This window comes from Ruania rhizosphaerae, assembly GCF_009805705.1.
GTDB lineage: Bacteria > Actinomycetota > Actinomycetes > Actinomycetales > Beutenbergiaceae > Ruania > Ruania rhizosphaerae.
On the sequence record NZ_VSMB01000016.1, the window covers coordinates 47,826 to 61,017 of the forward strand.

Annotated in this window: 6 protein-coding genes; all 6 read left to right on the forward strand. The window is 65.5% G+C overall.

Going from position 1 to position 13,192, the window contains the following annotated elements:
• Positions 1-338 precede the first annotated feature (338 nt).
• The 6 genes from rpoB (at position 339) to tuf (ending at position 12,872) form a co-directional block, all read left to right on the forward strand.
• Complete coding sequence (gene rpoB, locus FV560_RS17730; protein ID WP_159622906.1) at positions 339-3,857, forward strand: DNA-directed RNA polymerase subunit beta; 3,519 nt, start codon at positions 339-341, stop codon at positions 3,855-3,857.
• A 96-nt stretch (positions 3,858-3,953) separates the two neighbouring features.
• Complete coding sequence (locus tag FV560_RS17735; RefSeq protein WP_159622907.1) at positions 3,954-7,844, forward strand: DNA-directed RNA polymerase subunit beta'; 3,891 nt, start codon at positions 3,954-3,956, stop codon at positions 7,842-7,844.
• A gap of 687 nt (positions 7,845-8,531) precedes the next feature.
• The gene (gene rpsL / locus FV560_RS17740; RefSeq protein ID WP_159622908.1) at positions 8,532-8,906 is read left to right on the forward strand and encodes a 30S ribosomal protein S12; all 375 of its coding nucleotides are present in this window, start codon (positions 8,532-8,534) and stop codon (positions 8,904-8,906) included.
• On the forward strand, positions 8,906-9,376 hold the full coding sequence (gene rpsG / locus FV560_RS17745; RefSeq protein ID WP_159622909.1) for a 30S ribosomal protein S7: 471 nt from the start codon (positions 8,906-8,908) through the stop codon (positions 9,374-9,376). Before rpsL ends, rpsG begins: the two co-directional genes overlap by 1 nt.
• Before the next feature lie 82 nt (positions 9,377-9,458).
• Positions 9,459-11,573 (forward strand): elongation factor G, encoded by a 2,115-nt coding sequence (gene fusA, locus FV560_RS17750; protein WP_159622910.1) that lies wholly within the window; start codon positions 9,459-9,461, stop codon positions 11,571-11,573.
• A 108-nt stretch (positions 11,574-11,681) separates the two neighbouring features.
• Entirely contained in the window at positions 11,682-12,872 is a 1,191-nt protein-coding gene (gene tuf / locus FV560_RS17755; protein ID WP_159622911.1) for an elongation factor Tu, read from the forward strand.
• Positions 12,873-13,192: the final 320 nt, after the last annotated feature.

Sequence of the window (13,192 nt, forward strand, 5' to 3'; positions counted from 1 at the left end):
AGCCACAGGCGAGGAGGCCCGCACCGCTCGTCGGTGCGGGCCTCCTCGTCGTCTGGGCTCGAACGAGTCGAGGCTCGTCGGTCGCGGATCACCAACAGATCGCGCACACATCATGCGCGATCTGCCTCGGGGCTCAGCCCCATCGATCGATACTGGACAGCGACCCGTTCTGCGGGTATGCTGTCGCTTTGCGCTGTCGTCTGCCCCAGCCTACCTCTTGCAGCACCTCTGCTTTGCCGTGCCGGACTACCGGCGAGGCAACGAACGAGGGGTTTGAAAGCGGTGTGCGCGGGCGGGCGTGAGCGTGTGTGCACACAATTCGTAGGGAAGGACCCCTCTTGGCTGCCTCGCGCACCCCTTCTGCTCCGACCGCTGACGCCATCGCCCAACGTACTGCCTCTCGTCGTGTCTCCTTCGCCAGGATCCACGAGCCCCTCCAAGCGCCCGACCTGCTCGGTCTGCAGACCGACAGTTTCGACTGGCTGCTGGGGAACGAGAAGTGGCAGGCACGGGTCGAGGCTGCGGTCACCTCCGGGAACAATGACGTCACCACGACGTCCGGTCTTGAGGAGATCTTCACCGAGATCTCCCCGATCGAGGACTTCGGTTCCACGATGTCGCTCTCGTTCCGCGACCACCGGTTCGAGCCGCCGAAGTACACGGCCGAGGAGTGCAAGGAGAAGGACTTCACCTACTCCGCACCGCTGTTCGTCACGGCCGAGTTCGTGAACTACACCACCGGTGAGATCAAGTCGCAGACCGTGTTCATGGGCGAGTTCCCGCTCATGACCGATCGCGGAACCTTCATCATCAACGGCACCGAGCGGGTCGTCGTGTCCCAGCTGGTGCGTTCCCCGGGCGTGTACTTCGAGCAGACCCCGGACAAGACTTCCGACAAGGACATCTTCACCGCGAAGGTGATCCCCTCCCGTGGTGCGTGGCTCGAGTTCGAGATCGACAAGCGTGACGCCGTCGGCGTGCGCGTGGATCGCAAGCGCAAGCAGTCGGTCACCGTCTTCCTCAAGGCCCTGGGGATGACCGAGTCCGAGATCCGCGAGGAGTTCGCCGACTACCCGACCGTGCTGGAGACGCTCGAGAAGGACTCGGTGCACACCCAGGACGAGGCGCTGCTGGACATCTACCGCAAGATCCGTCCGGGTGAGCCGCCGACCGTCGAGGCCGGTACCGCCCTGCTCGACAACTTCTACTTCAACTCCAAGCGATACGACCTCGCCAAGGTGGGGCGCTACAAGCTGGACAAGAAGCTCGGCGTGGACGCCCCGCTGGAGAACTCGGTTCTCTCGCTCTCCGACGTCACCGCCACGATCAAGTACCTGGCGGCGCTGCACAAGGGCCAGACCGAGCTTCCCGGCGTTCGCCACGGCGAGCCGATCGAGCTCCGGGTCGAGACCGACGACATCGACCACTTCGGCAACCGCCGCATTCGCGCGGTCGGTGAGCTGATCCAGAACCAGGTGCGCACCGGGCTGTCCCGGATGGAGCGCGTGGTGCGTGAGCGGATGACCACGCAGGACGTCGAGGCGATCACGCCGCAGACCCTGATCAACATCCGTCCGGTCGTGGCCTCCATCAAGGAGTTCTTCGGCACCAGCCAGCTCTCGCAGTTCATGGACCAGAACAACCCACTGGCCGGCCTGACGCACAAGCGGCGTCTGTCCGCACTCGGTCCGGGTGGTCTCTCCCGTGACCGCGCCGGTATGGAGGTCCGGGACGTCCACCCGTCCCACTACGGCCGGATGTGCCCGATCGAGACGCCGGAAGGGCCGAACATCGGTCTCATCGGATCGCTCGCCACCTACGCGCGCATCAACCCCTTCGGCTTCGTCGAGACCCCGTACCGCAAGGTCGTCAAGGGCAAAGTGACCGACCAGGTCGACTACCTGACCGCCGACGACGAGGACCGCTACGTCATCGCGCAGGCCAACGCGCCGATCGCCGAGGACGGGCGCTTCGCCGAGGAGACCGCCCTGGTGCGGCTGCGTGGCGGCGAGGCGATCGACATGCCGGTCGACGACATCGACTACATGGACGTCTCTGCGCGTCAGATGGTGTCCGTGGCGACCGCCATGATCCCCTTCCTCGAGCACGACGACGCCAACCGCGCCCTCATGGGCGCGAACATGCAGCGCCAGGCCGTGCCGCTGGTTCGCTCCGAGGCGCCGCTGGTCGGAACCGGTATGGAGCGCCGTGCCGCAGTGGACGCCGGTGACGTGATTGTGGCCTCCAAGCCCGGTGTCGTGACCGAGGTCTCCGCCGACGCCGTGGTCGTGGCCAACGACGACGGCACGACGATGACCTACCGCGTCGCCAAGTTCCGCCGCTCCAACCAGGGCACGTGCTACAACCAGCGCGTGCTGGTGGAAGAAGGCGCGAAGATCTCCGAGGGTTCGGTGCTCGCGGACGGCCCGGCCACAGATGAGGGCGAGCTCGCGCTCGGCCGTAACCTGCTGGTCGCGTTCATGTCCTGGGAAGGGCACAACTTCGAGGACGCGATCATCCTCTCCCAGCGCCTCGTCCAGGACGACGTGCTCTCCTCCATCCACATCGAGGAGCACGAGGTGGACGCCCGCGACACCAAGCTGGGCCCTGAGGAGATCACCCGAGACATCCCGAACGTCTCCGACGACGTGCTCGCCGACCTGGATGAGCGCGGCATCATCCGGATCGGTGCCGAGGTCGGCGCCGGCGACGTGCTCGTCGGCAAGGTCACTCCGAAGGGTGAGACCGAGCTGACCCCGGAGGAGCGCCTCCTGCGTGCGATCTTCGGTGAGAAGGCGCGTGAGGTGCGCGACACCTCGCTCAAGGTGCCCCACGGTGAGTCCGGGACGGTCATCGCCGTCCGGGAGTTCAACCGTGAGGACGGCGACGAGCTGCCCCCGGGCGTGAACCAGCTGGTGCGGGTCTACATCGCCCAGCGCCGCAAGATCACCGACGGCGACAAGCTCGCCGGCCGTCACGGCAACAAGGGCGTCATCTCCAAGATCCTGCCCATCGAGGACATGCCGTTCCTCGAGGACGGCACGCCCGTGGACATCATCCTGAACCCGCTCGGCGTGCCGGGCCGCATGAATGTCGGCCAGGTGCTCGAGACGCACCTCGGGTGGGTCGCCAAGCAGGGCTGGGACGTCGGCATCGAGCAGGCGAAGAACGGGCAGTTGCCCGCCTGGGCGAGCCACCTGCGGGACGACGCACGCGTGGGGGAGCCGGGCACCCCGGTCGCCTCCCCGGTGTTCGACGGTCTGCACGAGGACGAGCTCCAGGGCCTGCTGGAGTGCACCCGGGAGACCCGCGACGGGGACCGCCTGATCGACTCCACCGGAAAGGCCCACCTGTTCGACGGGCGTTCCGGCGAGCCGTTCCCGGCCCCGATCGCCGTCGGCTACATGTACATCCTGAAGTTGCACCACCTGGTCGACGACAAGATCCACGCCCGCTCGACCGGACCGTACTCGATGATCACCCAGCAGCCGCTCGGTGGTAAGGCGCAGTTCGGTGGTCAGCGTTTCGGCGAGATGGAGGTGTGGGCACTCGAAGCCTACGGAGCGGCGTACGCCCTCCAGGAGTTGCTCACCATCAAGTCGGACGACGTCCCCGGCCGCGTCAAGGTGTACGAAGCGATCGTCAAGGGTGAGAACATCCCGGAGCCGGGTATCCCCGAGTCGTTCAAGGTGCTCATCAAGGAGATGCAGTCCTTGTGCCTGAACGTGGAGGTGCTCAACTCCGACGGTACGTCCATCGAGATGCGTGACACCGACGAGGAGGTCTACCGCGCTGCTGAAGAGCTCGGCATCGACCTCTCCCGTCGCCCCGACGCGAGCAGCGTCGAAGAGATCTGAGCGCCGCGTCCGGTGCGTGAGGGCATGCCCGGCGCACCGGACGCGACCTCGACCTGATTGGTTCCACACGGTGATCCACCGAAGGAAGTAGGAAAATTGCTCGACGTCAACGTCTTCGACGAGCTGCGAATCGGTCTTGCGACCGCGGACGAGGTCCGCGCCTGGTCGCACGGCGAGGTGAAGAAGCCAGAGACCATCAACTACCGCACCCTCAAGCCCGAGAAGGACGGCCTCTTCTGCGAGAAGATCTTCGGCCCCACCCGGGACTGGGAGTGCTACTGCGGGAAGTACAAGCGCGTCCGCTTCAAGGGCATCATCTGCGAGCGGTGCGGTGTGGAGGTCACCCGTTCCAAGGTCCGTCGTGAGCGGATGGGGCACATCGAGCTGGCCGCCCCGGTCACGCACATCTGGTACTTCAAGGGTGTGCCGTCCCGGCTGGGCTACCTGCTCGACCTGGCGCCGAAGGACCTCGAGAAGGTCATCTACTTCGCCGCGCACATGATCACGTGGGTGGACCAGGACGGCCGGCACGAGGACCTTCCGAGTCTGCAGAACGAGATCGACCTCGAGAAGGACGAGATCACCAAGAAGCGCGATCTGGACATCGCGCAGCGGGCCGAGCGCCTCGAGGCCGACTTGGCAGAGCTCGAGGCCGAAGGGGCCAAGGCCGATGCCCGCCGCAAGGTGAAGGACTCTGCCGAGCGGGAGATGGCGCAGCTGCGCAAGCGTGCCGACGCCGACCTGGACCGCCTCGAGCGGGTCTGGGACCGCTTCAAGAACCTCAAGGTCTCCGACCTCGAGGGTGACGAGATGCTCTACCGTCAGCTGCAGGACCGCTACGGCAACTACTTCGAGGGTTCGATGGGTGCCGGCGCGATCCAGAAGCGTCTGGAGAACTTCGATCTTCAGGCCGAGGCCGAGTCGCTGCGTGAGACCATCCGTTCCGGTAAGGGCCAGCGCAAGACTCGTGCCCTCAAGCGGTTGAAGGTCGTGAACGCCTTCCTCACGACGAAGAACTCCCCACAGGGGATGGTGCTCGACTGCATCCCGGTGATTCCGCCCGATCTGCGTCCGATGGTGCAGCTCGACGGTGGCCGGTTCGCGACCAGCGACCTCAACGACCTCTACCGACGAGTCATCAACCGCAACAACCGCCTCAAGCGGCTGCTCGACCTGGGTGCACCCGAGATCATCGTCAGCAACGAGAAGCGGATGCTGCAGGAGGCCGTCGACTCACTGTTCGACAACGGTCGCCGTGGCCGTCCGGTGACCGGTCCGGGAAACCGGCCACTGAAGTCGATCTCCGACATGCTCAAGGGTAAGCAGGGCCGGTTCCGTCAGAACCTGCTCGGTAAGCGCGTCGACTACTCCGGCCGTAGCGTCATCGTTGTCGGACCGCAGTTGAAGTTGCACCAGTGCGGGCTGCCGAAGCAGATGGCTCTCGAGCTGTTCAAGCCGTTCGTGATGAAGCGCCTCGTGGATCTCAACCACGCGCAGAACATCAAGTCGGCCAAGCGCATGGTCGAGCGTGCCCGTTCCGTGGTGTGGGATGTCCTCGAAGAGGTCATCACCGAGCACCCGGTGCTGCTCAACCGCGCGCCGACGCTGCACCGTCTGGGCATCCAGGCCTTCGAGCCCCAGCTGGTCGAAGGTAAGGCCGTCCACCTGCACCCGCTCGTGTGTGGCGCGTTCAACGCCGACTTCGATGGTGACCAGATGGCCGTGCACCTGCCGCTGTCGGCGGAGGCCCAGGCTGAGGCGCGCATCCTGATGCTCTCCTCGAACAACATCCTCAAGCCCTCTGATGGACGTCCGGTGACCATGCCCTCCCAGGACATGATCATCGGTCTGTTCCACCTGACCTCCGACAAAGAGGGGGAGCCGGTCGGTACCGGCAGGGCGTTCACCACGGTGGCCGAGGCGATGATGGCCTTCGACGCGGGTGACCTCGATCTGAACGCGGAGATCACCATCCGTCTGGAGGCTGTCGTCCCGCCGCCCGGCTGGGAAGCGCCGGAGGGATGGGAGCAGGGTCAGACAGCACTGCTGAGCACCACGCTCGGCCGGGTGCTGTTCAACGAGGCACTGCCGGTCGACTACCCGTTCTTCAACGAGGTGGCCGACAAGAAGTCGATCTCGGCGATCGTGAACGACCTTGCCGAGCGCTATCCGAAGTCTGTCGTGGCCGCGAGCCTCGACGCTCTGAAGGACGCCGGGTACTACTGGGCCACCCGCTCCGGGCTGACGATCGCGATCTCTGACGTCGAAGCGCCCGAGGTGAAGGCGGAGATCCTCGCCCGGCACGAGGAGAAGGCTGCCAAGGTCCAGGGGCAGTTCGACCGTGGTCTGCTCACCGATGACGAACGTCGTCAGGAGCTCGTCGAGATCTGGAACCAGGCCACCGATGAGGTCGCCACGGCGATGCGGGAGAACTTCTCGGCCTCGAACACGGTGAACCGCATGGTGACCTCCGGAGCCCGCGGTAACTGGATGCAGGTGCGTCAGATCGCCGGTATGCGTGGTCTGGTGGCGAACCCGAAGGGTGAGATCATCCCGCGTCCGATCAAGTCCAACTACCGTGAGGGCTTGTCGGTGCTGGAGTACTTCATCGCCTCCCACGGTGCCCGTAAGGGTCTGGCGGACACGGCCCTGCGTACCGCCGACTCCGGCTACCTCACCCGGCGTCTGGTGGACGTCTCCCAGGACGTCATCATCCGTGAGGAGGACTGCGGCACCGAACGTGGTCTCACGCTCCCGATCGCCGAGAAGAACCCGGCTGGGAACGTGCAGCGGGCGGACACGGTGGAGACCAGCGTCTACGGACGTACCTTGGCTGGCCCGGTCGAGGGGCCGGACGGCACAGTGCTCGGCCAAGGCGGTGATGATGTCGGCGACGTCCTGATCGAGACCCTGCTGAACGCGGGTGTCGAGCAGCTCAAGGTGCGCTCGGTGCTCACCTGCGAGTCCCGGGTGGGTACCTGCGCCAAGTGCTACGGCCGCTCCCTGGCCACGGGCAAGCTCGTGGACATCGGTGAGGCTGTCGGCATCATCGCGGCACAGTCCATCGGTGAGCCGGGAACCCAGCTGACGATGCGGACCTTCCACACCGGTGGTGTGGCCAGCGCCGAGGACATCACCCAGGGTCTTCCCCGTGTGGCCGAGCTGTTCGAAGCCCGCACCCCCAAGGGGGAGGCTCCGATCTCCGAGGTCGCGGGCCGGGTGGCCATCGAGGACACCGAGCGCTCGCGCAAGATCGTCGTCACCCCCGACGACGGCAGCGAGGACTTCACCTACCAGGTCACCAAGCGCGCCCGCCTCCTGGCGCACGACGGCGACCGGGTGAGTGTGGGTCAGCAGCTGGTCGCCGGTGCGGTGGACCCGAAGAAGGTGCTGCGTATTCTCGGTCCTCGGGCTGTGCAGAAGCACCTGGTGGACGAGGTGCAGGAGACCTACCGGAGCCAGGGTGTGGACATCCACGACAAGCACATCGAGGTCATCGTGCGGCAGATGCTGCGCCGCGTGACCGTGCTGGACTCTGGTGACTCCCACCTGCTTCCGGGCGAACTCTCCGAGCGTGGCCGATTCGAGGACGAGAACCGTCGCGTGGTCTCCGAGGGCGGTCAGCCGGCCTCGGGGCGTCCGGAGCTCATGGGAATCACCAAGGCCTCCCTGGCTACCGAGTCGTGGCTGTCCGCGGCGTCGTTCCAGGAGACCACCAAGGTGCTCACTGAGGCCGCGATGAGCGGTCGCTCCGACTCCCTGCTGGGTCTGAAGGAGAACGTGATTCTCGGTAAGCTCATCCCGGCCGGTACGGGCCTTCCCCGCTACCGCAACATCCGGGTCGAGCCCACCGAGGAAGCGAAGGCGGAGATCTACCCGAGCTTCGGCTATGACGAGATCGACTACGGTCCCGTCTCCGACGGCGGCGAGGCGATCGCGTTGGAGGAGCTCGACCTCGGGCGTGGTTTCGAGGCGGACTTCCGCTGAAGGCAGCCACACTGAGCGATCAGTTCTGATCGGCGGCCCGGTACCCGATAGGGTGCCGGGCCGCCGTCGTGCCCCGGTGAGGTCTTGCTCCGGCACTGCGTGCTGTGTGCGGTCGCCTCAGCCCCCGGGGTGTGCAGCCGGAGCACCACGTCCTCGGTATCGGGGGCGCCGGTCGTCAGATCGCGCACCTGTACCCGTGCCGAGGCCCTCCAGGCCTGGAGGTCAGGCGTGCCGGTGCGACCTCGGGTGTCGCCCACGCAATCGAACAGTGAGGAGCCCGGGGCCCGCCGTTTGGACGACTCCCGGGGTGCCGTCAGCGGTCGCCGATGGCATTTCGGTAGCCACCAGTAGTGTTCCGTACCACATCACACCCCTGAGGCTTTGACGCTGTTGCCGGGCTCGGAGTAGTCTGGTCGGCAGTGCCCGCTCTGGCGGGCCCTCGCGTGCGCGCTCTGGCGGACCCGCAGAACCCGAGAGGGTGCTGCCGGACGTCGGGAGTGCGGTGGACCACCTTCCGTGGGCGCGAGCACGATCCTCAGCGTTATGCACCGGGTCGTGCTGTGAACCGGAAGGGAGCGACACGCCCGAGCGCGGGGGTCCTCCCGGGGTGGTTCATCCGGCCCCGGCCGGCCAGGATCGCACCGGCGATCACCAGAGCAGTCAGCAAACGTTCGAGACGGAGATGTAGTGCCCACCATTCAGCAGCTGGTCCGCAAGGGCCGCAGCGCAAAGGCTGGCAAGAACGCCACGCCGGCGCTCAAGGGAAGCCCGCAGCGTCGTGGTGTGTGCACCCGCGTGTACACCACCACCCCGAAGAAGCCGAACTCGGCGCTGCGCAAGGTGGCGCGTGTGAAGCTCTCCAGCGGGATCGAGGTCACCGCCTACATCCCGGGCGTGGGCCACAACCTGCAGGAGCACTCCATCGTGCTGGTTCGCGGCGGTCGTGTGAAGGACCTGCCCGGCGTCCGGTACAAGATCGTCCGCGGCGCCCTCGACACCCAGGGTGTGCGTGGTCGTCAGCAGGCCCGGAGCCGTTACGGCGCGAAGAAGGAGAAGAAGTAATGCCTCGTAAGGGCCCGGCCCCGAAGCGGCCGCTCGTCGTCGACCCGGTCTACGGGTCGTCCACCGTGACCCAGCTCGTCAACCGCGTGCTCCTGGACGGCAAGAAGTCCACTGCGGAGCGCATCGTCTACGGTGCGCTCGAGGGCGTGCGCGAGAAGACGCAGACCGAGCCCACCGTGGTGCTCAAGCGCGCGCTGGACAACATTCGTCCCACCCTCGAGGTGCGGTCTCGCCGCGTGGGTGGTGCCACGTACCAGGTTCCGGTCGAGGTGCGTACCTCCCGGCAGACGACTCTCGCGCTGCGCTGGCTCGTCGACTACGCACGCGGCCGCCGCGAGAAGACGATGACCGAGCGCCTCATGAACGAGATCCTGGACGCGTCCAACGGTCTCGGCGCCGCTGTGAAGCGTCGTGAGGACACGCACAAGATGGCCGAGTCCAACAAGGCGTTCGCGCACTACCGCTGGTGAGTCTCGCGGCGTACGGCACGGGTCGTACGCCGCCTGAGACTGACCTACTGACCACGCTCGCACCGACGAGAAGAGAGCAACTGTGGCACAGGACGTGCTGACCGACCTGAAGAAGGTCCGCAACATCGGCATCATGGCGCACATCGATGCCGGCAAGACCACCACCACCGAGCGGATCCTGTTCTACACCGGGGTCAACTACAAGATCGGTGAGACCCACGACGGGGCGTCGACGACCGACTGGATGGACCAGGAGAAGGAACGCGGCATCACGATCACCTCGGCCGCGGTGACCTGCTTCTGGAACGACAACCAGATCAACATCATCGACACCCCCGGCCACGTGGACTTCACGGTCGAGGTGGAGCGCTCGCTGCGCGTCCTCGACGGTGCCGTCGCCGTGTTCGACGGCAAGGAGGGTGTCGAGCCCCAGTCGGAGACGGTGTGGCGTCAGGCGGACAAGTACGACGTCCCCCGCATCTGCTTCGTCAACAAGATGGACAAGCTCGGCGCCGACTTCTACTACACGGTCGACACCATCGTGAGCCGCCTCGGCGCGACCCCGCTGGTGATGCAGCTGCCGATCGGCTCCGAGAGTGACTTCGTCGGAGTCGTGGACCTCATCTTGATGAAGGCGCTGGTCTGGCCAGGTGACGCCAAGGGTGACGTGACCATGGGCGCCGCCTATGAGACCCAGGAGATCCCCGAGGACCTTCAGGAGAAGGCGGAGGAGTACCGCACCAAGCTCATCGAGCAGGTCGCGGAGTCCTCCGAGGCGCTGACGGAGAAGTACCTCGAGGGTGAGGAGATCACCAACGACGAGCTCATCGCCGGCATCCGGGAGATGACCATCACCTCCCAGGCCTACCCGGTCTTCTGCGGCTCCGCGTTCAAGAACCGTGGCGTGCAGCCGATGCTGGACGCGGTCATCTCCTACCTGCCTTCGCCGATCGACGTGCCCCCGATGATCGGGCACGCCCCGAACGACGAGGAGACCGAGCTGATCCGCAAGCCGTCCGAGGACGAGCCGTTCTCGGCGCTCGCCTTCAAGGTGGCGGCTCACCCGTTCTTCGGGCAGCTGACCTTCATCCGCGTCTACTCCGGGACGTGCACCCCCGGTACGCAGGTCCTCAACTCCACGAAGGGGAAGAAGGAGCGCGTCGGGAAGCTGTTCCAGATGCACGCCAACAAGGAGAACCCGGTCGAGGAACTCCACGCCGGGCACATCTATGCGGTGATCGGCCTCAAGGACACCACGACCGGTGACACGCTCACCGCGCAGGACGCGCCTGTGATCCTGGAGTCGATGTCCTTCCCGGAGCCGGTGATCTTCGTGGCGATCGAGCCGAAGACCAAGGGTGACCAGGACAAGCTCTCCACAGCGATCCAGAAGCTCTCCGCCGAGGACCCGACCTTCACGGTCAACCTCAACGAGGAGACGGGCCAGACCGAGATCGGCGGGATGGGCGAGTTGCACCTCGACATCCTCGTCGACCGGATGAAGCGCGAGTTCAAGGTCGAGGCGAACGTCGGCAAGCCGCAGGTCGCCTACCGCGAGACGATCCGTCGCAGCGTCGAGAAGTTCGACTACACCCACAAGAAGCAGACCGGTGGGTCCGGACAGTTCGCCAAGGTGCAGATCACGTTCGAGCCGCTCGACTCCGCCGAAGGCGAGATGTACGAGTTCGAGAACAAGGTCACTGGTGGGCGGATCCCGCGCGAGTACATCCCCAGCGTCGATCACGGCGTGCAGGATGCGATGGGAACCGGTATTCTCGCCGGCTACCCGGTGGTGGGCGTCAAGGCGATCCTGCTCGACGGCGCCTACCACGACGTCGACTCTTCGGAAATGGCATTCAAGATCGCTGGTTCGATGGCATTCAAGGAAGGCGTCAAGCGCGCTGACCCGGTGCTGCTTGAGCCGGTGATGGACGTCGAGGTGCGTACGCCCGAGGAGTACATGGGCGACGTGATCGGCGACATCAACTCCCGGCGTGGACATATTCAGTCGATGGAGGACGCCAGTGGCGTTAAGGTGGTTCGCGCCTTGGTGCCGTTGTCCGAGATGTTCGGATACATCGGCGACCTGCGGTCTCGGACCCAGGGTCGTGCGGTGTACTCGATGCAATTCAGCAACTACGCCGAAGTTCCTCGGAACGTCTCCGAGGAGATCATCAAGAAGACCCGGGGCGAGTAAGTCCCACAGGTCGACCCGCAACACCCATCACAACCCGACCCGTAGGACGCACCAGCTCTGGGAACCCCCACGCTGCGTACAACTACCCGAGTTCCAGGAGGAACACCAGTGGCGAAGGCCAAGTTCGAGCGGACCAAGCCGCACGTCAACATCGGCACGATCGGTCACGTCGACCACGGAAAGACGACGCTGACCGCGGCCATTTCGAAGGTGCTGGCAGACAAGTACCCGGATCTCAACACGGCGGCGGCGTTCGACATGATCGACAACGCGCCGGAAGAGAAGCAGCGCGGTATCACGATCAACGTCTCCCACCAGGAGTACCAGACGGAGAAGCGCCACTACGCGCACGTCGACGCTCCGGGACACGCTGACTACATCAAGAACATGATCACCGGTGCGGCGCAGATGGATGGCGCGATCCTCGTGGTCGCCGCCACTGACGGCCCGATGGCCCAGACCCGCGAGCACGTGCTGCTCGCTCGCCAGGTCGGCGTGCCGTACCTGCTCGTGGCGCTCAACAAGTCCGACATGGTCGACGACGAGGAGATCCTCGAGCTCGTCGAGATGGAGGTGCGAGAGCTCCTCTCCAGCCAGGAGTTCCCGGGCGATGACCTGCCGGTTGTCCGCGTTTCCGCGCTGAAGGCGCTCGAGGGTGACCCGGAGTGGGTCAAGGCCATCGAGGAGCTGATGGAGGCCGTCGACGAGAACGTGCCGGACCCGGTGCGTGACATCGAGAAGCCGTTCCTGATGCCGATCGAGGACGTCTTCACGATCACCGGCCGTGGCACCGTGGTCACCGGTCGTGTCGAGCGTGGTCAGCTGAAGGTCAACGACGAGGTCGAGATCGTCGGTATCCGCGAGTCGCAGAAGACGACCGTGACCGGTATCGAGATGTTCCGCAAGCTGCTCGACACCGCGGACGCGGGTGAGAACGTCGGTCTGCTGCTGCGCGGTACCAAGCGCGAGGATGTCGAGCGTGGCCAGGTCGTCGTGAAGCCGGGTTCGATCACCCCGCACACCAACTTCGAGGCCCAGGTCTACATCCTGGCCAAGGACGAGGGCGGTCGTCACAACCCGTTCTACTCGAACTACCGTCCGCAGTTCTACTTCCGCACCACCGACGTCACCGGCGTCATCGAGCTGCCCGAGGGCACCGAGATGGTCATGCCGGGTGACAACACCGAGATGACGGTCGAGCTGATCCAGCCGATCGCCATGGAGGAGGGCCTCGGCTTCGCCGTCCGCGAGGGTGGACGTACCGTCGGCTCCGGTCGTGTGACGAAGATCCTCAAGTGATCATCCGCCGGGAGTGATCCCGGCAGCGGGAAGGCCCGTCGGCACGGCCGGCGGGCCTTCCTTTGCCACCGGATCAGTAGGATCAGTGCTGGTGTGGCTCAGGCCACCAGCCCGCAACTTGGGTAATCAGCATCCGGTGTGGCAGACTAGTCAGGTTGCCTCGTGCAGAGGTGTGGACGCATGTGTGTCGGCTACGGCCGGTCTCGCGCGGTCCCTGGTTCGCACGGATGAGCAACCATCCTGTTCGGTTCGCTCCCGACTGGCCCTTGTGGCGAGGCGGAGAACCACACAAGTCATCTTCCGACCGGCGCCCGACAAGG